This window comes from Mesorhizobium sp. P2_H9 (assembly GCF_056403215.1).
In genome coordinates, this window is the sequence record NZ_JBFUFX010000001.1 from 325,869 (window position 1) to 352,077 (window position 26,209).

Here is a 26,209-nt window from a genome sequence, read left to right on the forward strand (position 1 = left end):
GCTCAGAAGTACCCCTCGCGCTTCTTCTTTTCCATCGAGCCGGCTTCATCGCGGTCGATCAGGCGCCCCTGCCGCTCGGAGGTGCGTGCGGTGAGCATTTCGCCGACGATGGCCTCCAGCGTATCGGCCTCGGATTCGATAGCCCCGGTCAGCGGATAGCAGCCAAGCGTGCGGAAGCGCACCAGCCGGTTCTCCACGGTCTCGCCAGGGCGCAATACCATGCGGTCGTCGTCCTTCAGGATAAGCATGCCGTCGCGTTCGACCACCGGCCGCTCCTTGGCGAAATAGAGCGGCACGATCGGGATGTTTTCCTGCAGAATGTACTGCCAGATGTCGAGCTCGGTCCAGTTCGACAGCGGAAACACGCGGATCGATTCACCCGACGCGATACGGGTGTTGAAGATCTTCCACATCTCCGGCCGCTGGTTCTTCGGATCCCAGACATGCTGGGCGTTGCGGAAGGAAAAGATGCGCTCCTTGGCGCGCGACTTTTCCTCGTCGCGCCGCGCCCCGCCAAAAGCTGCGTCAAAACCGTATTTGTCGAGTGCCTGGCGCAGCGCCACGGTCTTCATGACATGGGTGTGGGTGTTCGAGCCGTGGTCGAAGGGATTGATGTTGTCGCGCACGCCATCTGCGTTGACATGGACCAGCAGATCGAAGCCGAGCTTTTGCGCCATCTGATCGCGAAAGGCGATCATCTCGCGGAACTTCCAGGTGGTGTCGACATGCAGGAACGGAAAAGGCGGCTTGGCGGGATAGAACGCCTTCATCGCCAGATGCATCAGCACGGACGAGTCCTTGCCGACCGAATAGAGCATGACCGGTTTGGAAAACGAGGCCGCGACCTCGCGGAAGATATGGATGGATTCGGCCTCGAGCCGCTGCAGGTGCGTAAGCGCGATATTCATGGACTGTCAGCGTTCTCTCGTGCCATCCAGACCTTGTCTCGATGCATCAGGCGCAGTTTTTTCAGGCACCCGGTTCAAGCTTCACTTCTGGACAATATTTTTCGTGCCGGCGTTCTAGCAGATCGTCCTTGTTCATAACAACGCAAGACAGGCCTGCCACGGGGTGGATCGGGAATGAATTTTCCACACAGGCGCCAAAACTCGGAAATTTCTGCTCAACGGGCGGATACGCTGGCAAAGCTTGGGAAAATATTGCCTGGACCGGGAACGATCCCTCACCTGCCGGCGGCGAACTCGCACCGTCACGGCCGCACCGGCCGCGCTGTCGATTTTTGCTGCTGGCCCGGCCCTGCCCGCTCTATCGAAAACCGTACCCAGCGGCTATACCGATCCGGAAATCCGACGCACCAGACGTGTCCCAATCCCAAGCGAATTTCGAAGCGAACGCGTGCGTTTCCACCAAATAGATCCGTCGTCCCGAAGACCAGAAAATTGTGAATTAGAGCATTGAACCGTCTGTCGTCCCTGAAACAACATTTCACGCCTTCGCGGATCAATATCTACTTTTCCGTGGTCTGCTTTTTTTCTCCACCTGTCCTGGGATCGGTGGTCAGTTTCGTGTTCAATGGCGGCGGCGTGTGGTCGGTGTTTCTGCTTGCCCTTAAGCGGCGGCGCTTCAATTACGACCGACCGATGCTTGCGATGACGGTCGCGATCTATGCCTATTGCGCGGCCTATGTCCTGGCGTCGATCGCCAACAACGCGCTCAAGGTGGATGCGCCGCATCTTGCGGCGCTGATCACCTTCCTGTTCTTCCCGATCTCCTATTCGACATGGAGCATCACTGCGAAGGCTACTCTCGCCCGCATCGTCGTGGTCGCCAGCGCGGCGGCATGTTTTGGCGCGCTCGTGCTGGCCGTCGTGCAATATTACTGGCTTGGCATGCGGGCCGAAGGCGGCGCCGGGAATGCGATCCCGTTCGCGACTGTTGCCTGCCTTAGCGTCCTGATCTGCCTGGCCGGCGCGCTGTCGGGCATCGAAAAGGCCAGGGTTCTGCTCATTTCGGCGGCGCTGGCCGGAACAATCGCCATCCTTCTTTCGGGCACGCGCATCATTTGGCTAGCCATGCTGATTGCCGCCATCGCGGTTCTTCTGGTCAACCGGCGCAGGCTCGCCGGCCTGAATTCGATTCGCCTGCTGCCGGTCGCCGGCGCCCTCTTGATAGCGATCGTCACCGTCGGATACCCCATCATATCGGAACGCGCCGATTTCCTCTTCAGCGACTGGAACGCGCTCGCCACCAAGGGCGACCACTCGACGGCGCTTGGGCTGCGCGTGGCACTGTGGCAGATCGGACTCGGCGCCTTCCGGGACGCTCCGATCTTTGGCCATGGGATCGCCGCCAGCCAGGCGCTCATGCATCAGGGATTCCAGGACCAGTTCGGCTTGGACCGGGGTTTTAGCCATTTCCACAACGGTTTCCTGACCGCGCTGGTACAGGCCGGCCTGTTGGGCGCAATCACGCTCGCGGCGATCTTCGTGGTTGCCGGGCGGAACGCGGCGAGGGTCCTGCGTGTCAGCGACGATCCGGTCGAGCGGCTCGGCGCCACGATGATTGTGGTCACCGTGATCACTTACCTGACAGGCGGATTGACCGGCATCCTGGTTGGCCACGACATTCTCGATTCGACGCTGATGGTCTTTCTGGTGGCCGGGACATATCTTGCTTCGGGCCGGCAACAGATGTTGCCGGAACGACCAGCACCGGCCATGACGCCGCCGGCAAGCTCGCCATGAAAGTGCTGGTGACAGGCGCGACGGGTTTCGTCGGGCGCCAGGTCGCCAACCAGTTTCGCGCGGCCGGGTTCGAGGTGCGCATGGCATCGCGTCACCCGGAACGGCTCGATCCCGCGAGCGATGCCGTCCTGTTGCCGGACTTCGACGCCCCGGCCAAGGCGTTCGAGGCGATGATGCGAGATGTCACCCATGTCGTCCACTGCGCGGCTCTCAACAATGACCGGGACGCAAGCGAAGCCGACTTGCTGGCCGCCAACGGGACACTGACCGCACAGCTGGCGCGCGCGGCCGCCTGGCGGGCAAGCGGGCGCTTCATCTATTTGTCTTCGATCCGGGCGGTGGCCGGTCCCGGCTTCAGCGGCACAATCAGCGAGGCGACGCCCCCTGCTCCGCAATGCGCCTATGGGCGCTCGAAACGCGAAGGCGAGATCAGGACGCTGGAAGCCTATGCGTCCAGGCCCTCCGATGCGACGGCACTGCGCCTGCCGCCGATTTATGGCGAAGGCATGAAGGGAAACCTGGCGTACCTGATGCGCATGGCCGGCATGCCAGTGAATTTGCCACTGCCGGCGGCGGTATTTAGCGGAATACGATCGCTGATGTCATGCGAGGCGGCGGCGCGGACCGTGCTGTATCTGTTGAGCCGTCCGCAGCCGCTTCGCCCCGTCTACGTCGCCTGCGACCTCCCCCCTCTCCCGGTCTCGGCAATCATCGGGGCTTTTCGGGACGATTTTGGGTACTCGTTGCGGCTGTCTGCCGTGCCTGCCGGCCTGTTGCGGGCGGTGGCGACTTTGCTGGGCAGGCGCAAGGCATGGCAGGCGATGACAGCCACCCAAATTTGCGATCCATCGCTGCTGGTGTCCGAAGGCTGGGCGCCACGGACCGATACGCTCGAACAGCTGGTGGAACTCGCGCGCAGCACCAAATCAGGCGCTGCTCAGCCGCGGTAGAAAATCGTGCCGATGAGAATGCGGATATCGAGGCCGATTGAGGCCGTCTTGAGATATTCGGCATCGGTTTCGGCGCAGAGTTTTGGGTCTGACATGTCGATGGCCCGCATCTGCGCCAGGCCGGTGATGCCGGGAAGCGCTGCAAGAACACCCAATTTCCTGCGGCGTTCGATCAACTCGGTTTGCGTGGGCAAGCAGGGGCGCGGTCCGACCAGGCTCATCTCGCCCATCAGCACGTTCCAGAGCTGCGGCAGCTCGTCGATCTTGAACTTCCGCAACACTTGGCCGGCGGCAGTGACGGAATTTGCCGGCGCCTGGTGCGAGGGCAGTGACGGCGTTCCCACAAGCATCGTCCTCAGCTTATGGCAGCGAAACGGCACCCCATGCTGTCCGACCCGGGTTTGAGAAAACAGTGCGGGTCCCGGCGACGACAGCCTGACTGCCAGCATGGCAAGCAGGATGAAAGGCGACGCCAGCGGCAGCAGCAGCGCCGCCACGACGAGGTCGAAAACTCGCTTGGGTCCCCTCATGGCCGGCTCTGCATGCTCTAGATCCGCCGCCAGATGAAGGCCAGATAAAGCCCAAGAGTACCAGCCAGCGTCTGGCGATAGACGCCGCTTCGGCGCAGAAGACGCAGGCGCCGCAAGACACCACCCTTTCGCGACCTGATGAACAGGCCAAGGCAGGCGGCTGCATCCTTGGTGAGGATGTCGCGATTGGCGGCCAAGCCGTTGAGATTGTGATCAGTCCAGTCGGCGAACTCGCCCCTGAACAGGCGCCCGAGCCGCGACAGCCTTGCCTTCCACGACACGTTGGCGCCGACCAGATTTGCCTCGTGCTGGCGGTATCGCACCAGCGGCCGCGGATCATAGCAGACCATGCCGCCGGCGGCGGTGACGATGAGATAGGTCCACCAGTCATGGCTGACGAACTCGGTCCTTGCCGAGGCCTTTGCCAGCAGCTGTCGCGCCGCGCGGTTGATCATCATCGTGTTGCCGCCGGCAATGCTTTGCACGAGCGCATTGCGAAACGACGGCGGCCTTTGGAAAAGCGGCGAGTGCCCTAGCGCTGCTCCGGTTTCGGACATGGTTGCGGTCCGCGAACAAAACAGCAGCGGTATTGCGGCATCGTGCGCCTGCATCCAGGCAATCGCGGTCTCCAGCCTGTCCGACTCCCAGATGTCGTCCTGGTCACAGAAGGCGTAGTAGTCGGCGTCGATGCGCGGATCGACGATCATCGAGCGGAAGTTGGCGGCAAACCCCTGGCGAGGTCCGTTCACCAGGGTCAATCGGCCCTTGTGCCAGCGGGTTTGCCAGGAGCCGATGACGGCATCCGTGCCGTCGGTGGAGCCATCGTCGGAAACCCACAAATCGACAAGGGGATGCGACTGCTCAAGCAGGGAGTCCAACTGCTCGCCGATGAAGGATGCGCCATCTTTCGTGGCCAGCAATATGGCCACGCGCTGATCTTGTTTGTTCACCGGCTTCGAATCACCTGCAATACGCGCGAGCGGCTATCGGATTGCCTTGAATACCCAATCCCAGCCGCCCGCAACAGGCTCTAGAGCCTGTTCCATCCCGACGGAATCGGGATGGGGCTCTATCTTCTTGTTCGAGCATGATCTTTTCCGAAAACCGGTTCACACTTTTTGCTGCGCTGACCTTCGGTTCGGGATCATGCTCTAGCTTGCTTGTCCGACTGTTTTCGCGCGTGTTTCCCGATCCGCGTCGCTGGCAGGTGCTTCGACCTGATGGAGCCCTGCCAGGACTGCGAGTGCCGATGCCTTGTCCTGATCGCACATTGCCGCCTGCAGCGCCGTCAGCGCGGCCTGGACCCTGGACCAATCCACGACATCCGTGCTCAGGCCAAAAATCTTCGAGATGTCGAGCGCAACGACTTCCTCGTTCTCGCCATGAAGCACCTCATGCAGCTTCTCTCCCGGCCTGATGCCGGTGAAACGGATCGGAATGTCGGTGTAAGGGCTCTTGCCGGCCATGCGGATCATCGTTTCAGCGACTTCAAGGATCGGTACCGGCTTGCCCATGTCGAGCATATAGATGGCATAATCGTCCTTGCCCTGGCGGGTCTCGGCATCGGCTGCCGCCATGATGACGAGGTCAACGGCTTCCGCCACCGTCATGAAATAGCGGGTCATACGCCGATCGGTGATGGTGACGGGGCCGCCGGCCTCGATCTGCGCCTGGAATATGGTTGCCACCGACCCATTGGAGCCAAACACATTGCCGAACCGCACGGCGATGAACTTGGTGCCGGAACGATGCCCGTTCGGCTCCGTTTCGTGCGTTTCGTGCAGCGAACTGACGATCTGCTCGGCCGCCCGTTTGGTCATGCCAAGCACGGAGGTCGGGTCGACCGCCTTGTCGCTCGAAATGAGCAGGAACTGCGGAACTCCGCATTTGGCGGCGACTTCGGCACAGACCAGCGTGCCAAAAATGTTTGTCTGGATCGCCGACTCCCAGTTTTCCTCGAGCAACGGGACGTGCTTGAGCGCGGCGGCATGGAAGATGATATCAGGCTTGAACTCGCTGACGACGCGGGTCATCTGCCGCCGGTCGGTGACATCGATGATGCGGCTCTTGAGACGATCGTGGTCCTTTTCGTCGATATACTGGTCGAGCTGAAAGATCCCGAACTCCGAAATATCGGCAACCAGAACCGCCTCGGCACCGAGTTCCAGCGAGCGTTTGACCAGAATACGGCCGATGGAGCCGGCGCCCCCAGTCACCAGGACGCGCTTGCCGCCGACAAAAGCGCCGATACGCTCGATGTCGGAAGGAACCGTCGAGCGGCGCAGGATGGTTTCCATCTCGACGGCGTCGAGAACCAGCTTTCCCCCCTGCCCGAGCTCGGAAAAGCCGGAGAACTGCACAACGGCTATGCCGCTATGGCGGGCGACGCGAACCAGTTCGGAATATTCCTCGATCTCACGTTCGGCCCCGTTGCCGAAAATCAGCATGTCGAGGCTTTGCGTGCCTTTGGCATACTCCTCCAGCACTTCCACCAGGCGCGGCCGGATGGCCACCACTGGAACCCCTTGAATCCGGGTGCCCAACGGCGCTCCGTTCTCGATCGCCATGATCCCGGCGATGGCGTATTCCGCCGGCTCCGCAGTGCGCGTGAAGCGGATGATCACGTCGGCCTCGCCCAGCCTGCCGACGAACAGCGCCTGCTTGACCAGTTCATTATCTGCGCCGCGGCTCAGGATTCGCCAGCTCGCGCCGTCGCGTAGGAACCGGTAGTAGAGCCGGGGCGCCGATATGACGGTGAACGAGACCAGGAAGAAGACGATGAACTGGCGCTCATTGAGGCCGATCACAGGCTGGAAGGCACGAAACGTCAGCGAGGCGGCATAGAGCAGGACAGTCAAAGTCGCACAACTCTTCAGGATGTTGAAGAAGTCGGGCGTCGAGGCGAACCGCCACACTGTGTTGTAGAGGCCGCAATATCTGAACAGCAGATGGCTGAGAACGACGATGCTCGCCCAGCATGCCAGACCCGTGGGAGAGAGCACCCCGAACGACAGATCCGACCTCGACAGCACCAGGCTGAGCGCCACCGAGACCAGGACCATGACGATGTCCTGGATCATGATAATGGCGCGCCGCAGCTTCGGCCGAAGTCCGGACACGACTTCTACGTAGGATGTCATTGGGTAGTACTGAACTCCAGGCGCAAGGATTTGGACACTAACGTGGCGCGAGAGCGAATATCTTCCGTCACCGCCTACCTGTTTAGAGTGCCAATCCTCAGCCCCGCCGCCTTGTATCGCATAGCGTGGACTTGCGGTCATCGCCAGATATTTTTTTGAGAGCCTGCTTGGTTAAGGTATTGGGCGCTCGGTCGGGCGATATTTTCGTGAGATTTGGCAAAAAGTCGAGCCACTGGAACGACCTGCGTGCCTTCGGCCTGCAGCTGCAGCGCTGGAGAAGCGAGTGCAGCCGGGTTCGAAGATGCGCCGCCTGTTTGCGGTCGAAAGTCCGCGAACTTGGTGATTCGCGCCGTTCATGAATCGATCCGAGACGCGTCGAACGGTGCCGACTGCTTCTCGCCGGAGTGGTCAAGTCGGACGCACCGGGCCAAGGTGTTTCGACAGGCGGGCTATCGCGCGCGGATTGCGATCCCGGGGCTTGCGGGCGCCGACTTGTCGCAAGAGAGTCGACATGTCGCAAGCGATTCGTGCCCGCTGCCGACTTCATTGCGACGCAATACGTTGCTAAATGCGCGCCGCAATGGCTATGAAGAGGCGCCTTTGGCGGCGTTTCGAAGCTATGGGCCATTAAGCGGAACAACAGAGATTGCGGCACCAGGAACGATGATTGCAGCACTGAACGGCGCTGTCGACGATATCAGCAAGGCTATGAAGCTGCATCGGGTGTGGGTAGCGCTTGCTCGCGAAGATATCGGCGATCAGCACAGACGCACGACGCTCGGACCCCTTTGGCTTCTGGTCAACTACGTCGCTTTCGTGGGCACGTTCGTTTTCGTGTTCAAGCCTGCCGGCAAGGATGCCTCGGGTTATTCCGCCTATGTGGCAATAGGCCTCCTGGTATGGTTCTATCTGATGGAGGTTATGTCGACGAGCGTGGCGCTCTTTCAACGCGAAGAGAGCTTCATCGAAGGCACGACGCTGCCTTTGTTTGTCTATGTCATGCGATTGGGGTTGCAGTCTGTCATCCGAGCCGGCTACGCGATCGCTGGTTGCGTTGTCATACTGATCTTGAGTGGCTCACCGGTCGCCGTTCCATGGCTGTGGTCGTTGGCAGGATTGTTGCTGATCTTGTTCGTCACGCCCGCCCTTACCACCGTCTTCGCGTTTCTCGGGACCTTCTTCCCTGACAGTCAGTTCATAGTCGGCAATTTGCTGCGCGTCGGCATGTTCTTCACACCGGTCTTCTGGATGAACAACGGTCAAGACCCCATCCAAAAATATGCCTATGAATGGAACCCCTTCACCTATTTCCTGGAAATTGTCCGCCTGCCAATCATAAATGGAGAATTTCCAACTCATGCCTTTGTTGTAACCATCATCGCATCGTTGCTTACATGGGTGATTGCATTGCTGCTGCTTGGCCGGTACCGCAAACAAGTCGTCTTTCTCATCTGAGTTCTCAATGGTTTCTATCAAACTGAACAATGTTAGTCTTGTTTACAAGCTGCACGAGAAGCTGACGCTTTCCGCGCCAGACAAGCGCGTGAGTGGCCCTGGCGGCAGAATCGAAGGCTCGGGCAGAAAGCAGTTTGTCCAAGCGCTCGACGGCGTTAGTTTCGAACTCAAGGCGGGCGACCGATTGGGCCTTGTCGGCCCAAATGGCGCCGGCAAGACAACCCTTCTCAAGGTGCTCTATGGAATCTACGAGCCGTCCGCGGGAAGCGTCGCGATAGAGGGCAAGGTCGACGCTCTCTTCAACATCAACATTGGCTTCCGCCGCGAGGCCACCGGCCGCCGGAATATCGTGCTGCGCGGATTGATCAGCGGATGGACGGAAGCCGAGATCGAAGAGAAGATGGAAGATATTATCGCTTTCAGCGAGCTCGGCGATTTCATCGATCTGCCGTTCAAGGCCTACAGCCAGGGTATGGCAGCGCGACTGGCCTTTTCGGCGGCGACAGCGCTCGATCCCGAGATTCTGTTGATGGATGAGTGGATTGGCGCCGGCGACGCCTCTTTCCAGGACAAGGCCAAAAGGCGCATGGACGAGCTCGCGGAAAAGGCCGGCATTATCGTTCTGGCCAGCCATAGTGAGGCGCTTATCCAAAGCGTATGCACGAAGAAATTGACGCTCAGGAGTGGTCGGATAGAATCGCTCACGACAGAGCTACCAAAGCGTGCCGCAAAGGTAGCTAAGCATTAGAAGCTTTCGATCCTCTTCCCGGATATTCTGCCACCTCTAGCGAGTATCGTTCGCAATCGATCTGAAGCCTGTTGCGGTGGTGACAGAATCCCAATAGTTGTGCCTCTTCATTCCGATCTCTTCACTCGCAATGCAGATTTCCGGAATTGCCATGCCTGCGGCGCTTGAGCTTGCCGAACGTTCCGCTCTGCTAATATTCTTGAATGAAGTATGCTTGAGCAGTTGAGTTAAAGATGACGAAACAAGACCCCGTTCCGATGAATGACCTGAAGCGCCTATATCAGCGCTATCAAGTCGAAATCGAACGTGAAGTGGCGAGCACGTTGCGTTCGGGATGGTGGCTCAACGGCGCGGTCGGCAAACGATTTGCAGCAAATTTTTCCAGATTTATTGGTGTTTCGGAATGCGTCCTTGTGGCCAACGGTACTGATGCAATCGAACTTGCATTGGCCGCGGTCATCAAGCGCAGCGGCGCGCGCGGGCGCGAAGTTGTCCTCGCGGCCAATGCCGGGGGCTATGCCAGCTGCGCCTGCTGGCACAACGACCTCATTCCGCACTACGCCGACATCGAATCGGCCAGTCAGCTCGTAGACCTTCAGTCGGTGCTGAAAGCAACCAACGCAGACACTGCTGCAATCGTCGTCACCCACCTTTATGGCGGCGTCGTCGATGTCCGGGCCATCAGGGCGGGACTTGCCGAGGCTGGCCTTTCGCATATTCCAATCGTGGAGGATTGCGCGCAGGCGCACGGGGCAAGGATCGGAAGCGACGTTGCTGGCTCGCTGGGCGATATCTCCACTTTCAGCTTCTATCCAACCAAGAATCTCGGAGCAATGGGTGACGGTGGCGCCGTTCTTACCTCCGACGCGGCAGCCGCCGCACTCGTGCGACAGCTGCAACAATATGGCTGGAGTTCAAAATATCATGTCGGCGTGCCCAACGGCCGCAACTCTCGCATGGATGAGGTTCAAGCGGCGATATTGGACGTTCTGCTGGGCGATGTGGATATCCGCAACGGGCAGCGACGTGCCATTCTCGACCGATATAGGTCGGTCGCCGGGCATCGATTGCAGTTCCTGGACGGTGGCGATGGCGCTGTCGCCCATCTCGCCGTCGCGCTCTGCGACGATCGAGATGCATTCCGAGCGTTCATGAAAGAGCGCGGCGTCGATACCGACATTCACTATCCTGTGCTGGATTGCGACCAGGTCGGCTGGGCGGACTTGCCTATGAAAGGAATGGAAAATCTCGCTATTTCAAGAGGCAGCGTCAGCCGCCTCTGCTCCGTTCCCTGCTATCCCGACATGACGAGTGACGAAATAGAGCAGGTGTGCCTGGCCCTCCGCGAATGGGAGGCAATGTGACAACACGCTCGCTCGTTTTCCCGATCTATCGAAATCAGGCGAACATTCCCTCCCTTCTGCAGGCGGTCGCCGATTTCCATTCCAGATATCAGGGCGACATCGAGTTCGTCTTCGTTGTCGACGGATCACCTGACGAATCCGGCCCTCTGCTGATCAAGGAATTGAAGAGCACGGCCTACGTCTACAAGATCATCTTCCATAGCCGCAATTTTGGTTCTTTCACCGCCATCCGCACCGGCCTCGAACACGCATCGGGCAATCACGTTGCGGCCATGGCGGCCGACCTGCAGGAGCCGCCGGAACTGATCGCCGAATTCTTTTCGAAACTGGAAAAGGATGAGGCGGACGTGGTGTTTGGGCAGCGAGCCGGACGTAGCGATCCGCCTCTGACCAAATTTCTCTCGAAGGCTTTCTGGGCCACCTACCGCAGGCTGGTCCTGCCCAGCATGCCGAGCGGCGGGGTGGATATCTTCGCCTGCAATCGCCCGGTGCTGGAAGCGATCCTGTCCATCGAAGAGCCGAACAGTTCGCTTGTCGTGCAGCTGTTCTGGGTCGGCTTCAGGCGGGAATTCGTGCCTTATCGCCGGCGCGAACGGGAGCACGGGACAAGCGCCTGGGGCATGGCACGGCGGTTCAGATACATGATGGACAGCGTCTTTTCGTTCTCCGATTTTCCGATCATGCTCACACTCTGGGTGGGCTTCGCAGGCTGCGTCTTGAGCCTGATATTTGCCACCGTTACCGTGATTGCCCGCCTGCTTGGCAATATCGATCCCGCCGGCTACACGACGCTGGTGCTGCTGATCACGGGCTTCGGTTCTGCCAGTCTCCTGGTTCAGGGTATTCTTGGCTGCTATCTCTGGCGGGCAGTTGAAAACACCAAGTCACGCCCTCTCAGAATTATCAGCCGCGTCGTTGACGGAACAGCCAAATGACGGACACGCCATTTTTCGTGCATGAGCGTGGTATTTGCGAAAGCTCGCATGTCGGAGATGGAACACGCATCTGGGCGTTCGCCCACGTCCTTCAGGGCGCTGTGATCGGCTCGAATTGCAACGTCTGCGACCACGTTTTCATCGAGAACGACGTGATCGTCGGCGATGACGTGACCATTAAGAGCGGCGTCCAGCTGTGGGACGGAATTCGCTTGGGCAATCGTGTGTTTGTTGGTCCGAATGCGACTTTCACAAACGACCGTTTCCCACGCTCGAAGGAATATCCCGAAACTTTTCTGCTGACGACCGTCGAGGATGGCGCATCAATCGGCGCTAACGCGACCATTCTCCCAGGCATAACCATCGGTCGTCAGGCGATGGTCGGAGCCGGCGCCGTGGTGACCAAGAGCGTCCCCGCCAACGCCGTTGTTGTCGGGAATCCCGCCACGATCATCGGCTACCAGACCGGCCCGCGAGTGGAGCCGGTCGTGACTCAAACCTTTCCCGGCACAGCTGGCGAGAAAATGCCGCTTGGCATTGGCGGGTGCGAACTCTGGCGGTTACCGCATTTTGGCGACCTGCGCGGCGAACTCGCTCCACTAGAATTCGGTTTGAACCTGCCCTTCAAGCCGGTCCGCTCGTTTCTGGTCTACGGAGTCCCATCCGACAAGGTCAGAGGCGAGCATGCGCATCGCGAGTGCCATCAGTTCCTTATTGCGACCCATGGTCGCCTTTCGGTCGTCGTGGATGACGGACATGACAGGAAAGAGGTGTCATTGACCGAACCTTCGATCGGCCTCTATTTGCCGCCCGGAATCTGGGGGATTCAGTACAAATTTCAGCCAGACACGGCCCTGCTGGTGATGGCCTCGCATCAATATGATGCAGACGACTATATCCGGGACTATTCAGATTTCCTCAATGCGGTCGGGCAGGATGGCCGCTGATCGTGTGGGCCGAGACGCTATCCGCTTTCTTGTCGCCGGCGGCCTAAACACCGCGCTGACCAGCCTCATATATTTTGCTGGCCTAACAGTGTTCCCTTCGAGTTTTTCCTACGGGCTTGCCTGGCTGGCAGGCCTCGTTTTTGCGATGGTGTTCTATCCAGATCGTGTCTTTCCCGGAGGCCGTACCGGCTTCGCGGACCGACTGGCAATCGGCGCCTCGATCGTAATCGTGTTCGTAATCGGATTGGTTAGTCTTCGGGTCCTCGAAAGAGTCTTGCAAAACACGGCGGTAGCATTCTTCGCAACCCTCGCCACGACGACCATCCTCAACTTCTTGATTTCTCGTTGGATACTCCGCAGATCATGCTGACGCGCCCAAACACAATCCGGCAGGCAATCAATCTCTTCGCGATCTTTGCCGTGATGTATTTCTCTGAGCTAGCCTCGTTCCAACTATCGATTGATGAGGAGATCGCAGCCTTCAGAACAGAGGCGTCGATCTGGATCATCCAAGGGCGCTGGGGCGCCTACCTCATCGAGACATTTATCCTTCCTAACCCCATCGTACCTTTTCTCACGCCGGGCATCTTTGGCTTGGGCTGTGTTGGCGCATATCTGCTGGTCATGGACATCATCGACAAGTATGAGCTGTCCGTGGCGGAGTACGCATGCTTTGCAGTTTTCTGCGGCTTCCCGACATGGTTCTTCATGTTGCCGAGATCCGCTGCAGCGTGGTTTTCATCCCATTGCGGAAAATCCGCCATCAGGCGATCCATGATCGCGGGCGCCTTCTAACGAAATAGATCTGTGCCTTGCCCTTGCTTGCCATAGTCGCTTACCCTTTCGCTGGTGAGCCGGAGGCTAAGCCTCCCGTCTGGCCGTCAACTGCGACAAGATAGAGCTTGAAAGGTGCTCGGGATGGCTGCAAAGAAGGGCTGCATCAAGCCCCCGAAAGATGAGCTATCTCAATGAACGACGGCAAAGCTTTCCAGAGCTTCGATCTTGGATACTTGCAAGCGATATGGGTGCCGCGTTTTTACTGCACCGTTCTTGCTATTTTGCTGGCGGCCTACCTCCCAGAGATTGGCTACACGACTTTCTCGCACGACTACTTTTACACCCTCTATCTGAACTACAACGCATATGCACAAGACGGACGCTACTTAGCAGAAATAGTCCGCTTGGCATTTTTCGGCTTCCTGCCCCCGAATTTGCTGCTCATGCTTGGCCTTCTTTGCATGGTCGGGTGCGGCATCATTTTCTGCTACCTGCTCGAAGTAAGGCATTGGCTGCCGGTGACGATTGCCTGCTGCCTGTTTGCGACGTTTCCGATGATGTTCGAGATCTGGTCCTATGCGTCGACGCGCTTGACGGTCCCCCTGGCGGCCCTTCTGGCGATGCTTGCACTGGCGGCTCCCAGCCTGCTTGTAGGCGCGGTCCTCATATGCATGGCGCTGGCAACCTACCAGTCATCGCTCTATCTGGCGGTGATCGTCGCAGTCTACGTCACAGCATATCGGGCCGCCAATGGAATGAGTACCGCCGCTGCCTTGCGATCCTTCGCAGTGCCACGGGCGATCATGGTTGTGGTGGGTCTTCTCCTGTACGGCGCCGTCTATCTGCTTGCGACCCGCTATTTTCACATTGGCGGTGGCAGACTTGGCAGCTTCGTCCATCCGGTAGCCGACATCGAGCAGTTTGTTACCGTCGTGAAGACACTTTCTCGGGCACTCGCCGAACTGTGGGGCACGGGGGTGCTCTTTTTCCCTTCCGTCGCGAAATATGCATTTCTGGCCTTGACCGCCCTCCTGCTGTTGGCATTGGCGACGAACCGAAGGCTGGTCGGCATCTTGCTCGTGATCGTTGCGCCGCTCTTCGTTTTTGGCGCCGCTTGGGTCACGTACCCGCCAAACCAGATGCTTTTCGATCGCATATTGTTCTCTTTCGTCGGAGTCTACGCTGGGACCTTTTTGTTGGCCTGGGCCTTGACCGACCCGCGCTTGCGATCTGTTGTGACCGTCCTTGGGGTCTTGCTTGTGACGATCTTCGTCCTGCAGGCGAACATCTGGCATCAGTTCATGGACCTGCGTAATCGGGCCGACATGGACATGACCCAATTGCTTGCCGCTCGGATAAGGGACTTGCCTGACTACAGGCCGGGCATGGCGATTACGCTCGTCGGTACCCTGCAAGATACTTCTTACTTGCCTTATCGGCTGTTCGACACGTCACGAGGCACCGTGGGTAACAGCATGCTTGCGAGCATGTATGCATACGAATGGTCTTCGACGCGCGCCCTGATGTTCTTTTTCCCGCTGAGCAACTTTCCATCGCAGGAAATCGCCCAGTCAGCTATTTTGGCGTCCGCCGATATGCCAGCATGGCCGGCGCCGGAGTCCGTAGCGATCCGAAACAAGATGGTCGTTGTAAAGCTGAAATGAGGATCGAGTGAGCAGCCAGCCGAAAACCACAATGCGCAACATCTCTTGGGGATGGCGACTGCGGTCCTAGTGATCGCCAGTTTCGTGATCGTTGGCTCTTCGATGCCGAAAGACGACCTGTCGATGAAGGGCACTGCGTGGCGCAGTTTCTCCTCGCTTCGCTGGCTCAAAGAACTACTGCGATTCATTAGCTATAGCTTTCGCTAGAACAGCAACTGTGAAGCAATAGCTGGCGATATTGGTAATCATCCCAGAGTCACACGCCGCTGACGCGCCCGTCGAAGGTTCTGGAAATTGCTACCAGCATTCCAGGTGTCCGCGTAGCCTCCTTTTCAGAGCGCGGATGGGCGAACAACCACGATGTGCTCGCCCTCACAAGGTATGATCGGGCAATCCCGCTTTGGCCACATCAAGCGTCGCAGGCACCCTTCCAGCCGCAGTCATCTTTCAGACCGTATAGCGAAACGTTCCAAAACGTCAGGCCCGATCTGACTAAGAATAGCCAATCCGCGAGAGGTCATGTCGGCATCGGTCATCTCAAGATATGACATCTGGTTTACTTCCGGGCGCCAATGTCGATCCAAGAATTGTGCCGGCTCGGAGACATCGGAGAAATCGGAGAGAACCTCTACATTCTCTTCCCGGAAACGTTCTGCGATACTCTGGGCCGTCACGAGGTCGAGCATGGGAACGTTGGCTCGTTTGTACTCGTCGGGTAGCACTGTCAGCAACCATGTTTCGAGTTCGACGTCGTGATATCCCGAGAAGAGATCCCGCGCGCCCTTGGCCATCAGGTGGAGGAGAGAATAGTCGATCCCCTCGTTTGCCCGCAGGTCTAGAGGGGAGACGCTGCTCCCAATCAAACCAAAGAAGTCCGGGACAACACCACCTCCGACAAGAGTCGGTCCAAGCGGCCTGACAATGACCCGAGCTCGTGGTAGTGCCGCGCGCCACGCGTTTAGCGATGCTAGACAATTTGGCATTCCGGTTGTCAAGCAACGCTCGACGAAGGCCCGAAGGCTGGTGGCATCTTTCATGTACCACTGTTTCCACGCGCTTGGTATCCATTGGAATTGCGGGCGCATGTACAGGACAACGATTGTATCGATCTCGCGATCAATTCCGGAGAAGAGCCTCGGCTTATTTGGAGATTCAAGATTTTCTGCAGAAAGTACTGTGACAGACGGCGCAACTCTTTTGATTTCCCTATCGAGCCGCTCAGTCAATACCTCGCCTCTCTCGCATGCCTCTTCGACCAACCATTGCGGGATCCCAGGCTGATCGAACGTCAGATCACCGCCAATCTTGCGAATACCATCCCGTTCAAGCGCCGCCGAATAAACGTGCAATGCTTCTTGAATGGCGCTGCTTCCAGTTTTTCCAAAGCCGGCATGGATCACAAGTTTCATGTTCTCGTGTCTATCAGAGGAGGCGCAGACCGCCATCGAGTTCAACACAGGTTCAGTACGACACCTACAGGCTCCTCTTAGGCGCTTAACACCGACATAAGAAGCCTCTGTGGCGGCGCGGGCACAGCCTTGATTAGTTCGCTGCTAAACGCCGTACCCAAGTCGCCCAGTTAAACCTTGGCGTCATCGCAAGTGATACTTGAAGGGGACGCCATCATCAAGCGCGCAAAGCGGGTGCCGAAGGAATTCACGTTGGATCTTGTGAATTGTCGAGAACGTTTGGGCAGACGGTGGCAATCGTGGATAGCCAATCGCCGCCTTAGCCATCGGTCGAAGCGCTCCAGCCTGCGAAAACTACGGGAGACGAATTACAAGACACGTGTCGAGAAGATGCGCCCCACATTGCCCCCTATCGTCAACATTTTCGCCTCGTCTTTGAAGGGAAGTTCCTTTTGAAACGTGGCGGGCGCCGCCAGAATCGGGGCACTGGTCTTGACCAACCGTCAAGGATTGGCTCAGAGAGGATCAATGGAGAATCCGTCCCCACTGATCGAATTTCCGGGCGTTTGCCCGATTTGCGCCGAGCGCAAGACGTTCACTGCACCAGACGACTACAATAGTTGCCGAGATTCTTTGCGGGGCATTGATTGTCCGCTGAACAATTGCGTGACGCGCGAGCGGGCCGCCGCTGACGTCGTATTCTCGCTCTTCCCAAGAGAAACTTTCAAGACGCTCCGCGTCCATGAATCGGCGCCAGGCGGCCGGGGGCTTTCGCTCTGGCTTTGGCACAACGCCAAGCAAAAGGTGTTTTCGGGCTACTATCCGGACAAGTCGTTCGGAACGATGGTTGGGCACATCAGGAATGAAGACCTAGAAGACCAGACATTTCCCGATCGTAGCTTCGATCTCGTTATCCACCTCGACGTGATGGAGCACCTGTTCGACCCGTTCGCGGCGTTAAGCGAGATATTTCGCACTCTCGACCATGGCGGGATTTGTATCTTCACTGCGCCGACATACGCCGAGAGAGGAGCTTCGGAACAGGTTGCTTTTCGAGAGTCCGGTGGCATCAGGATCGTCGGCGAGCCCGAATATCACGGCAACCCTCAAGATCCGACCGGATCGCTGGTCACCTGGCGGTACGGCTACGATCTGCCCCTGTTGATCCAGCGCCGTACCGGTTTCGACGTCGAAGTCCGGAGAATTCAATCGAAGGCCATTGCCGTCCTTGGCCCCATGACCGAGGTCTACATCTTGAGGAAGCCTGGCGCGCCCTACGCCAAAGGTGCAGAGATCACCACCGCGTCGCCGCCGATCAAGCCAAGCATCTCAGGAGCGGTCAAATCGCTTGCAAAGTGGGCCGTCCGTGCGTTCCAGCGCTCGGCACAGGTTTCTTAGACGTGTCCCTTTGGGGGGCGGCATGTGGCTCAGCCGTTGCCGGCTGTCGCGAACTCCCCAGGAATTGGGCTTTGGCTCTGCCGCCAGCGATACGTGAGAGCGACGCCCTCATCAAGCGTATGAGCCGGGCGCCAACCGAGTTCACGTTCGATCTTCTGTATATCGAGAACGTTTCGGCGGACATCGACTCCACGGGCCGGCGCGTAGACAAGTTCTGCCGGAACGCGAAGAATGGCGGAAATCTTGGTCACCAGCTCGATTACGCTTGTGCCTACGCCTGAGCCAACATTGTAGACCTCTCCCGGTCTTCCGCGCTCCCCGAGCACGGTCAGAGCATCGGTAACGTCGTCGATGTAAACGAAGTCGCGAACATTTTTGCCGTCGCCCCAGATTTCGACCGGCGTCCCGTTGCCAATTCTCTCGAACAACGCGGCGATCAGCCCCTGACCTTTCGCTGCCGATTGAAAGGGGCCAAATGGATTCGATATTCGCGCTACCACGAAGTCGGTGCCGTGCAAGGTCCGGTAGAGACTGAAGTACCGCTCGATTGCAAGCTTGACCGTTCCGTAGGACGAGATCGGAACGTTCGTATGCTCCTCGGAAACCAGCGCGGCATCGGTCTCGCCGTAGACGGTCCCGCCTGACGATGAAAAGACCCAGCGGCAGCCTGCGCCCTGCGTGGTCTCGAGCAAGCCTACCGTCGCCATCAGGTTGGTTGCGATCTCGGCTACAGCCATTTCGGTTTTTGCCGTCGGACGTGTCGAACTGATGAGGTGAAAGACAATGGCTCCCTCCATTGCCTGCAGAAGCGGGCTGGGCGGGGAAACCAGATCGCCGAGGATGGCCCGCGCCGAAGCCGGCCAGTTCTCAGATGCCCTGTGCGCGAAGCAGGTCAAGTCGAAACCCTCTTTCGCGAGCTTGCGTGCGAGATTAACCCCGATAAAGCCCGAGGCGCCAAGGATGACTGCTTTTTTCCGCAGATTGGGCTGCGGCTTGTATTCATATGTCATGCCGCATCCGCACCTTGAATACCGAGATGGCTGCGAACGTGTTCCAGCCAGGCATCGGCCTTACGTCGTGTTTCAGCTGAGATGCCCACAAAAGAGCGCGCGAGCTCTTGCATCCGCTGCACCTCATCGAGGTGCCTCGCCGCCATTTCCGCCCTCGTCACGCTGCTTGCGTGACGCCGGTGAGAATTGAGGCGCTTTGCGCTGAACCGGATCTTGCCTTGCAACAGCACCCGCAGGTAAACGAGCCAGTCTCCCGCCACGCGATAGCTGAACAACTCTTCACCCAGGTCGGCGACCACCCTGTTCAGAGCCGTGCGGCGAAAGATTGCGGCGCTGACATTCGGGATCGTGTTCTTGACCGCCATCGCTTCGCTGATTTCGTCGGAACCGTTGCGCACATAATCAGCGGACCACTTGTTGGAGATATCCCTGGTGTAGGCGCTGTAGTCCTCTGCAAGCGCAAACCCGGCGCCATCGACCTGGCGAGACTGACTGTAGGCAATCACCACAGAAGCATCGTTGAAGGCCGGCACGAGTTCCTTCAGAAAATCAGGCGCCGCAAAATCATCCGCCTCCGCAATCCAGACGACATCGCCGCGACACCGCGCGATCCCCTTTGCCCATTGCCGAAACACGGAACCGGAGTTTTGCTCGTTGACGATCAACTCACCATCAAGTTCCGATCGCTCGGCCAGGAATGTGTCGACAATGCCGGCGCTTCCATCGGTGGAGGCATCGTCAAGCACGACCAGCTCATAGATTGGCCAGGTCTGGTCCGCGATGCTGTTCAGCCGCTGCATCAGGTGATGCGCGTAATTGTAGTTTGGAACCACTACAGATACCCGCTGAAGCCCGGTCGCGTAGTGAAGTAGATCCAGCAGGTATTGTCGCATGGATCCTACGCCATCGACGTTCGGTTGAGCCGGGCCGTTCAGGACATCCCGCACCTTCGCCGCAAAATCCTTGCTGTTCATGTTCTCTGCGAGCAGCCCGCCATGTTCGAGTATGAAATCGGCCGCGCCAGTTGCCCCTTGAAAGGCTACAACCGGCACTCCGACTTCCGCAGATTCCAGAACGACATTCGGAAACGGATCTTCGCGCGAGGTCAGTGCGTAGGCGGATGCGCCTGCGTAATATGCCATTGGCTCCTGGACGAAACCGACGAACTTCACCCGCTCCGTCAACTTCCGCTTGTCCAGTATGGACGCAATCTCTTCTTCCATGCCGGCATCGAAGTGACCAACCCAGATGAAAGCCGTATCGGGATGTGTGCGGAGCACTTCCTGCGCCATGTCGATGAAAATGTCCGGCCCCTTGCGGTGGTCGACAAAGGCTACAGCAAGAACATAGCGAGTGTCTGGAGCGAGCCCGTGCTGCTCGCAGACCAAGCGGCGGGCTTCTTCGGCCCGATGCTTGAACGGGTTTTTCCGCACCAGGCCTTGCGGGCGGATGACGGCCTTGCCGAGTGGCTCACCCAGGAATTGCTCAAACCCCGACTGCACCATAGGAGCCGCAAAGACAACGATGTCGGCATACCGGTTAATGGCCGCGGCGTGTTTCTCGAGATGGTACTGCTGCAAAACCCCTGGCAGTTCGTGGACCAGCGCCACCGTACGGAAGCCCGCCTCCTTTAAGATTGGAACAATGAGACCAGATACCGCCGTGTTTACAATGGCGACGTCGGCGCCTGCACTCTGCATGGCCTGCAGTTTTGCAAGCACCCTGCCCGCCGGTTCGGTATCGAGGGCAATCCGGTGAACGGTTGCGACTTCGGCGAAGCGGGGCAGCATGGGACCGTCGCCCAGGACGACCATATCGACGTCGAATCCCAACGCTACGAACTCGCGAACCATCGCCAGGGCCAGATACTGCGCACCGTGCGGATGAGCGTCATGGGAAACGACGACGATCCGAGGTTTGCGTTTCCTATTCACCGCCTCCAATGCATCGCGGGTCGCCTGCAAATAAGCAAAACCGGTTGCCGCATCCGGCTCCAGATGGGCGCCTTCCGCCCACTCGTTCCATGCGTTGACGAAGACGAGCCGCTCACTCGGCGAGTTGATATGGTTGAGCGTATCCTCAATGGCGTTCTCAAGCCACGTTCTGTAAAGGTCCGGAGTGTTGTTGATGAATACGCCAGCGCCATGCCTGCGACGCGCGGTGTTGTCCCAGCCGGGGCAAACGGAACGAAAGAGTTTGTAGTGGCGGGGCTGATAGTTTTCACTGCGCTGGGGAAAGACCGACCAGTCAAAGACGTTCGCCGAAAAATCCTCTCGCAACGGAACCACGGCATGCGTGACGTTCGGCGGTGATGATCTGTTCGGTGGAAACTCAACAGCCGCGTCGAACCCATACTGATCCGGGTCCCCCGCCTCAAACGATTGGGTGTAGGCGAGAAATATCTCGCCTATGCCGTTTTCGCGGCACCAGGTGCGCCACCGCCGTGCTGTTTGATCCGACGCCGGGAGCAAGCTCGGTCGATAGACAAGCAGCAATGGCTTGCCCTCGATACGAATGTAGCGCGGATCACGAAGATAGGGGGCGACTTCTGCAATGAAAGCGAGGTCGTCTTCAGCAGAATGGTTTTGCGCGATGAGGATTTCCTGGTCCAGCCCATCCCATCGGCGCGACCAGTTCTCGTTTGCCCAGCACAGGCAAAACGGGAGGTCGAGACTGCGGTCGGCCAGCCAGTTTTCAAGCGGCTCTTCGAGCAGCCTCTTGCCGCCGAACCAATAGAAATAAAAACAGAACCCCTCGATGCCATAGAGCTTCGCGAGTTCAATCTGCCGGCGCTGCACGGCCACGTCGCGCAAATCGTAGTAGCCCAACTCATCGGGCACGTGCGGCTGGTGGTGACCAACGAATTGCGGCTGAGCCGGGCCGACATTCGTCCACTCGGTAAAACCCTCTCCCCACCATTCATCATTCTCCGGGATCGGATGAAATTGCGGCAGGTAGAAAGCGATAATCCGAACGGGTTTTCGCGGCAGCGGCGGGGCTTCAAGACGCGGAACATAGGTTGCCGTGCGCGCCACGTGATGGTCGGAGCCGGACAATGCAGGTTGCCACGACGGAGGGGCGCTTCCCTGGCCACCGAGCGGCTGGAGATTCTTCCAGGCGCGGTAGGCATTTGTTGCCTTGAACAACGACGGGAACGTCGAAAAAACGGCGCTCTTCACTCTCTGCTTGACGCCCGTCGGGAGCGGAAGCCAGTGCCAGCCCTTTTGAGCTCCGCGCGTGGCCGACTTGCGGACCTTGCCCCGCGCGTCACCAATTGAACCGACACTGCGCCGGACCCCGCGCAAAGGGCGGGTCACACGCCAGGACGTGCTGGCGTAGACGGCATCTAGCACATCATGCAGGCGCTTCTCTTCCGAACGGGCATGATCGCGATCGGAGAGCAACGAGCTGGAAGCCGCATGTACGATCGAGAGCTGCCTCTTGATGGCTTGAAGCTCCTCAGCCGCTCTGGCAGCGTCGGCTTTCGCGCCGGCTGTCTCACCCGCAAGGACTTGCAATTGCTCGGCAATTCCGGCGGCCTCGGCCTTTGCACGGGCCGTCTCGGCTTCCCTGCTTCTCATCATTTCTCTTGCTTCGACAAGCTCGTCGACAAGCGCCCGCAGATGTGCCGCATGTCGGCTGACTGCTTTCCGATTTTCCGCAATCTCCTGCTCGATTGTCACCGACTGAAGGGACCATGAATTTCTGGACTCGTCGGCGGCAGCGGCGACTGCGCCATCTACGGTCAAAATGTCTGGCGCAACGAGAGCGCTCCGACCGGCTACGAACCGGGGACCCAGTTGGTTTTCCGGGGGCGGCCTTTTGGTTATGATGCAGAGCGAGTTCAGGAATTCGATGGAATGGATCGACGTTAGCGACGTCTCATCGAATGCAATTCCGTAGCGGCTGGCGAAAGCCGCGAGGGCATCGGTTCGACTGTGGTCCAGCCCCCAATGCTGGTGGTTGATCAGATCAAGCAGCCGCTTGAAGAACGACATCGAGGAAAGCGGATCATAGAGACCGCCCTCGAAGTCCTGCCAGTAGCTCGTATGCAGATCTTCAACGACAAAAACCCCGCCTTCAGCAAGATAAGGGAAATAACGCGAGAAGGTTCGCACGATATCCGAAGATCTGTGTGAGCCGTCATCGATGACGATGTCGAATGCCTCGGACTTCTCAAGGATATTGCGTTGGGTGCCATCGGCGTTAGCATCGCCGACAACAACGCAGATTCTCTTATCATCAAAATTCAACAGACCGCAGGCTTGGTTGATATCGCAGCCGACGATAACCTCTGCGCGGGGAAAATATTTGCTCCATATCTCAAGCGAGCCGCCGTTCTGGATTCCAATTTCTAGTATCCGAACTGGTTCATTTCGATATTTCGAAAAAATTCGATCATACTCGTCGAGATAAATCGACCATTTGTCCGAGACTTTTCCGTCATGGACGTCGTAGAGCTGGTGAAGCAACTGTTCGCCGGCGTCCGTCGATACCACATTCTCTTGCAGACTGCGGCTCCTCCGCGAGCTTGTTGGCTTTTTCATTGTCGCAGACTGTCCTTGACTGGCGTCAAACCACTCGGATCGGGATCGGGAAACAAATTCGTGGCGCCATCTCGCGATCGAAGTCCCAGGTTCCCTTCCACCAAGCGGGGGACCACAATTTGGGCGGAAACCTGCCACTCCGGCGCAGACCACCCGAACATGGCTGCGAATTTCACGCTCGACAGTCGCGAATTGGCTGGGCGTTTTGCCTTAGTCGGGTAGTCCCGGGTCGTGATGTCGCGCACTCGCGCGTGCGGGCCATCTTGCGTCCGGCTGATCTCGAATATGTAGCGCGCAAAACCGCTCCAGTTGGTGTCACCGGTTCCCGCCAGATGGTAGATACCACAGCCGTCGAAGCAGTCGTCGCCAAGTTTCGCCGCCGCACGCAAGATCGCATCCGCGATATCAAGCGCCGACGTCGGGTTCCCCCACTGGTCGGCCACCACCGCTATCTCGTCGCGATCAGCAGCGAGCCGCAGCATGGTTTTGACGAAATTCCTGCCGAACGGGCTGTAGACCCAGGCCGTACGCAGGATCAGATGGCGCGGATTGACTGCTGCCACCGCTTGCTCGCCGGCAAGCTTCGAGGCGCCGTAGACGCTGCGTGGCGCGGGCGCGTCGGTCTCCACATAGGCGCCCGCCCCTGTGCCGTCGAAGACATAGTCGGTCGACAGGTGGATGACGGGCACGCCGAGTCGCGCTGCCGCTTCGGCGACGTTGCCGGCACCGACGGCGTTCACCGCGAAGGCGAGATCAGGCTCGTCCTCGGCCTGGTCGACATTGGTGTAGGCGGCAGCCGACACCACTATGTCCGGTCGCGATGCCGCGAGTGCTTCGAACACTGTGTCGGGCCGCGCCAGATCGAGCGCTGGCCGGCCGATGGCGACGACCTCGACGCCATCGCGTCGTTGCCCGGCCTCCAGCAGGCTGGTGGCGACTTGGCCGTCGCGTCCGGTGACAACCAGCCTCACGCCGCGCCCTTCCTGCCTTCGGCTTGGCCGTGGCCCAGCCGCTCGCCGGCATAGCGCTGTTCGCGGATCGGCCCCCACCACCATTTGTTGCCGAGGAACCAGTCGACCGTCCTTGCCAGGCCGCTGTCGAAACTCTCAGCCGGCGTCCAGCCGAGGTCACGGCTGATCTTGGAGGCGTCGATCGCATAGCGGCGGTCGTGGCCGGGGCGGTCGGTGACGAAATCGATCAGGTCGCGATGGCTTTTGCCGCCTTTGCGAGGCCGCCTGATGTCAAGCAGGTCGCAGATGGTCTCGACGACGCTCAAATTCGTCCGTTCCGAATTGCCACCGACATTGTAGCTTTCGCCCGGCTTTCCCCTGGTCGCGACAAGCTCCAGCGCACGCGCATGGTCCTCGACGAAAAGCCAGTCGCGCACATTGGCGCCGGCGCCATAGACCGGCAACGGCTTCTCGTCGAGCGCGTTCAGGATGACCAGCGGGATGAGCTTTTCAGGAAAATGGTACGGCCCGTAATTGTTCGAGCAATTGGAGAGCACGACCGGCAGGCCATAGGTCTCGTGCCAGGCCCTTACCAGATGGTCCGAGGCCGCCTTCGAGGCGGAGTATGGCGAGGACGGCGCGTAGGGCGTTTCCTCGACAAACATGCCGCTGTCGAAAGGAAGGTCGCCAAACACCTCGTCCGTCGAAACATGATGGAAGCGAAAGCGGGCTTTCCGCTCTTCCGGAAGGCCACGCCAATATTCCAGGGCGGAATTCAGAATTCGATAGGTGCCGACGATGTTGGTCTCGATGAACGTGCCCGGTCCGTCGATCGAGCGGTCGACATGGCTCTCGGCGGCGAGATTCATGACGATGTCGATTTCGTCGCGGTGGAGGATCTCGAGAACCGCTCGCTCGTCGCAAATGTCGGCCCGTTCGAATTTGTAGTTGTGCGCATTCTCGATCGGCCGCAGCGAGGCAAGGTTTCCCGCATAGGTCAGCTTGTCGAGGTTGGTCACCCGGTAGGCCGGATTGGCGCACAAATGCCGGCACACCGCCGAACCGATGAAGCCGGCACCGCCAGTCACCAGAAAATTCATGCCGCTCTCCTTATGCGAGCATCTCTCACGCAAACACCTCCGCCATGCCAAGCGTCGGCGCCTTGAGGTCCTTGTCCGAAAGCTGAAACCCGCCAGGGATCGAAGGCCATTCAATGCCGATGGCAGGGTCGTCGAAACGGATCGATCGGTCATGCGCCGGTGAATAGGTGTCGGTTACCTTATACAGAACCTCGGTGTCCGGTACGAGCGTGACAAAGCCGTGCGCGAAGCCCTTTGGCACCAGAATCTGGTTGCCCTTGTCGGCCGATATCTCGAGGGCGACCCATTTTCCAAAGCTCTTCGAGCCGCGGCGGATATCGACCGCAACGTCGAGGATGCTGCCGCGGATAACACGCAGCAGCTTGTCCTGCGCGCGTGGTGAGAGCTGATAGTGCAGCCCCCTCAAAACACCGGCGGCAGCGGAATAAGAATGATTGTCCTGCACGAAACGCAAGTCGATGCCGGCCTCTGCAAAGCTCTCGGCATTCCAGGTTTCGATGAAGAAGCCGCGCGCGTCGCCATGACGCTTGGGGACGATCTCCAGCACTCCGTCGAGGCCGAGTGGCCTGATCTCCAGCAC

The 26,209-nt window shown here is 58.8% G+C and carries 20 protein-coding genes; 10 read left to right on the forward strand and 10 right to left on the reverse strand.

Features of this window, described 5'->3' with window-relative positions:
• Nucleotides 1–2: 2 nt before the first annotated feature.
• Complete coding sequence (gene cysD / locus AC1DXN_RS01615; RefSeq protein ID WP_477271935.1) at nt 3–908, reverse strand: sulfate adenylyltransferase subunit CysD; 906 nt, start codon at nt 906–908, stop codon at nt 3–5.
• Between the two features lie 606 nt (nt 909–1,514).
• Between cysD and AC1DXN_RS01620 the strand changes: the two genes are divergently transcribed.
• Nucleotides 1,515–2,705 (forward strand): O-antigen ligase family protein, encoded by a 1,191-nt coding sequence (locus tag AC1DXN_RS01620; protein ID WP_477271933.1) that lies wholly within the window; start codon nt 1,515–1,517, stop codon nt 2,703–2,705.
• Nucleotides 2,702–3,655 carry an NAD-dependent epimerase/dehydratase family protein gene (locus tag AC1DXN_RS01625; RefSeq protein ID WP_477271931.1) on the forward strand — a complete coding sequence of 318 codons (954 nt, stop codon included), beginning with the start codon at nt 2,702–2,704 and terminating at the stop codon, nt 3,653–3,655. Before AC1DXN_RS01620 ends, AC1DXN_RS01625 begins: the two co-directional genes overlap by 4 nt.
• On the opposite strand, the gene AC1DXN_RS01630 is transcribed toward AC1DXN_RS01625, so the two are convergent.
• From AC1DXN_RS01630 to AC1DXN_RS01640, 3 genes are all read right to left on the reverse strand, one after another.
• Nucleotides 3,643–4,185, reverse strand: coding sequence for a sugar transferase (locus AC1DXN_RS01630; protein ID WP_477271929.1), 543 nt, complete (start codon nt 4,183–4,185; stop codon nt 3,643–3,645). The two genes, AC1DXN_RS01625 and AC1DXN_RS01630, sit on opposite strands and share 13 nt — an antisense overlap.
• Before the next feature lie 17 nt (nt 4,186–4,202).
• Nucleotides 4,203–5,135 carry a glycosyltransferase family 2 protein gene (locus AC1DXN_RS01635; protein WP_477271927.1) on the reverse strand — a complete coding sequence of 311 codons (933 nt, stop codon included), beginning with the start codon at nt 5,133–5,135 and terminating at the stop codon, nt 4,203–4,205.
• 201 nt (nt 5,136–5,336) lie between these two features.
• Nucleotides 5,337–7,325 carry an SDR family NAD(P)-dependent oxidoreductase gene (locus tag AC1DXN_RS01640; protein WP_477271925.1) on the reverse strand — a complete coding sequence of 663 codons (1,989 nt, stop codon included), beginning with the start codon at nt 7,323–7,325 and terminating at the stop codon, nt 5,337–5,339.
• Between the two features lie 339 nt (nt 7,326–7,664).
• On the opposite strand from AC1DXN_RS01640, the gene AC1DXN_RS01645 reads away from it, so the two are divergent.
• From AC1DXN_RS01645 to AC1DXN_RS01675, 7 genes are all read left to right on the forward strand, one after another.
• Nucleotides 7,665–8,780, forward strand: coding sequence for an ABC transporter permease (locus AC1DXN_RS01645; protein ID WP_477272427.1), 1,116 nt, complete (start codon nt 7,665–7,667; stop codon nt 8,778–8,780).
• 7 nt (nt 8,781–8,787) lie between these two features.
• On the forward strand, nt 8,788–9,528 hold the full coding sequence (locus AC1DXN_RS01650) for an ABC transporter ATP-binding protein (RefSeq protein WP_477271923.1): 741 nt from the start codon (nt 8,788–8,790) through the stop codon (nt 9,526–9,528).
• A 233-nt stretch (nt 9,529–9,761) separates the two neighbouring features.
• On the forward strand, nt 9,762–10,892 hold the full coding sequence (locus AC1DXN_RS01655; protein WP_477271922.1) for a DegT/DnrJ/EryC1/StrS family aminotransferase: 1,131 nt from the start codon (nt 9,762–9,764) through the stop codon (nt 10,890–10,892).
• Nucleotides 10,889–11,827, forward strand: a complete 939-nt coding sequence (locus tag AC1DXN_RS01660; RefSeq protein WP_477271920.1) for a glycosyltransferase family 2 protein — start codon at nt 10,889–10,891, stop codon at nt 11,825–11,827. Before AC1DXN_RS01655 ends, AC1DXN_RS01660 begins: the two co-directional genes overlap by 4 nt.
• Nucleotides 11,824–12,774: a WxcM-like domain-containing protein gene (locus AC1DXN_RS01665; RefSeq protein ID WP_477271918.1), complete on the forward strand. Its 951-nt coding sequence runs from the start codon at nt 11,824–11,826 to the stop codon at nt 12,772–12,774. The genes AC1DXN_RS01660 and AC1DXN_RS01665 overlap by 4 nt, the downstream gene beginning before the upstream one ends.
• A gap of 363 nt (nt 12,775–13,137) precedes the next feature.
• A complete protein-coding gene (locus AC1DXN_RS01670; protein WP_477271916.1) occupies nt 13,138–13,569 on the forward strand; it encodes a glucosyltransferase domain-containing protein in 432 nt (143 codons plus the stop codon).
• A 173-nt stretch (nt 13,570–13,742) separates the two neighbouring features.
• The gene (locus tag AC1DXN_RS01675) at nt 13,743–15,215 is read left to right on the forward strand and encodes a glucosyltransferase domain-containing protein (protein ID WP_477271914.1); all 1,473 of its coding nucleotides are present in this window, start codon (nt 13,743–13,745) and stop codon (nt 15,213–15,215) included.
• A 440-nt stretch (nt 15,216–15,655) separates the two neighbouring features.
• Here the strand turns inward: AC1DXN_RS01675 and AC1DXN_RS01680 are convergent, their stop codons facing one another.
• Nucleotides 15,656–16,624 (reverse strand): hypothetical protein, encoded by a 969-nt coding sequence (locus AC1DXN_RS01680; protein ID WP_477271912.1) that lies wholly within the window; start codon nt 16,622–16,624, stop codon nt 15,656–15,658.
• Between the two features lie 528 nt (nt 16,625–17,152).
• Here AC1DXN_RS01680 and AC1DXN_RS01685 point away from each other — a divergent pair.
• Entirely contained in the window at nt 17,153–18,022 is an 870-nt protein-coding gene (locus AC1DXN_RS01685) for a class I SAM-dependent methyltransferase (protein ID WP_477271910.1), read from the forward strand.
• A 29-nt stretch (nt 18,023–18,051) separates the two neighbouring features.
• Here AC1DXN_RS01685 and AC1DXN_RS01690 read toward each other — a convergent pair whose 3' ends face one another.
• From AC1DXN_RS01690 to rfbC, 5 genes are read right to left on the reverse strand one after another with little or no spacing between them, the layout of a single operon-like run.
• Nucleotides 18,052–19,032 carry an NAD-dependent epimerase/dehydratase family protein gene (locus AC1DXN_RS01690; protein ID WP_477271908.1) on the reverse strand — a complete coding sequence of 327 codons (981 nt, stop codon included), beginning with the start codon at nt 19,030–19,032 and terminating at the stop codon, nt 18,052–18,054.
• Nucleotides 19,029–23,579 carry a glycoside hydrolase family 99-like domain-containing protein gene (locus AC1DXN_RS01695; protein ID WP_477421440.1) on the reverse strand — a complete coding sequence of 1,517 codons (4,551 nt, stop codon included), beginning with the start codon at nt 23,577–23,579 and terminating at the stop codon, nt 19,029–19,031. The genes AC1DXN_RS01690 and AC1DXN_RS01695 overlap by 4 nt, the downstream gene beginning before the upstream one ends.
• Nucleotides 23,576–24,550, reverse strand: a complete 975-nt coding sequence (gene rfbD, locus AC1DXN_RS01700) for a dTDP-4-dehydrorhamnose reductase (protein ID WP_477271904.1) — start codon at nt 24,548–24,550, stop codon at nt 23,576–23,578. Before rfbD ends, AC1DXN_RS01695 begins: the two co-directional genes overlap by 4 nt.
• A complete protein-coding gene (gene rfbB / locus AC1DXN_RS01705) occupies nt 24,547–25,629 on the reverse strand; it encodes a dTDP-glucose 4,6-dehydratase (protein ID WP_477271902.1) in 1,083 nt (360 codons plus the stop codon). Before rfbB ends, rfbD begins: the two co-directional genes overlap by 4 nt.
• Nucleotides 25,630–25,654: 25 nt before the next feature.
• The gene (gene rfbC / locus AC1DXN_RS01710; protein ID WP_477271900.1) at nt 25,655–26,209 is read right to left on the reverse strand and encodes a dTDP-4-dehydrorhamnose 3,5-epimerase; all 555 of its coding nucleotides are present in this window, start codon (nt 26,207–26,209) and stop codon (nt 25,655–25,657) included.

Coding starts and splice junctions, on each gene's coding strand:
- AC1DXN_RS01670 (WP_477271916.1), top strand. CDS start 13,138: ATGCTGACGCGCCCAAACACAATCCGGCAGGCAATCAATCTCTTCGCG.
- AC1DXN_RS01640 (WP_477271925.1), bottom strand. CDS start 7,325: ATGACATCCTACGTAGAAGTCGTGTCCGGACTTCGGCCGAAGCTGCGG.
- AC1DXN_RS01630 (WP_477271929.1), bottom strand. CDS start 4,185: ATGAGGGGACCCAAGCGAGTTTTCGACCTCGTCGTGGCGGCGCTGCTG.
- AC1DXN_RS01655 (WP_477271922.1), top strand. CDS start 9,762: ATGACGAAACAAGACCCCGTTCCGATGAATGACCTGAAGCGCCTATAT.
- cysD (WP_477271935.1), bottom strand. CDS start 908: ATGAATATCGCGCTTACGCACCTGCAGCGGCTCGAGGCCGAATCCATC.
- AC1DXN_RS01675 (WP_477271914.1), top strand. CDS start 13,743: ATGAACGACGGCAAAGCTTTCCAGAGCTTCGATCTTGGATACTTGCAA.
- rfbB (WP_477271902.1), bottom strand. CDS start 25,629: ATGAATTTTCTGGTGACTGGCGGTGCCGGCTTCATCGGTTCGGCGGTG.
- AC1DXN_RS01690 (WP_477271908.1), bottom strand. CDS start 19,032: ATGACATATGAATACAAGCCGCAGCCCAATCTGCGGAAAAAAGCAGTC.
- AC1DXN_RS01685 (WP_477271910.1), top strand. CDS start 17,153: ATGGAGAATCCGTCCCCACTGATCGAATTTCCGGGCGTTTGCCCGATT.
- AC1DXN_RS01680 (WP_477271912.1), bottom strand. CDS start 16,624: ATGAAACTTGTGATCCATGCCGGCTTTGGAAAAACTGGAAGCAGCGCC.
- AC1DXN_RS01695 (WP_477421440.1), bottom strand. CDS start 23,579: ATGAAAAAGCCAACAAGCTCGCGGAGGAGCCGCAGTCTGCAAGAGAAT.
- AC1DXN_RS01665 (WP_477271918.1), top strand. CDS start 11,824: ATGACGGACACGCCATTTTTCGTGCATGAGCGTGGTATTTGCGAAAGC.
- AC1DXN_RS01650 (WP_477271923.1), top strand. CDS start 8,788: ATGGTTTCTATCAAACTGAACAATGTTAGTCTTGTTTACAAGCTGCAC.
- AC1DXN_RS01625 (WP_477271931.1), top strand. CDS start 2,702: ATGAAAGTGCTGGTGACAGGCGCGACGGGTTTCGTCGGGCGCCAGGTC.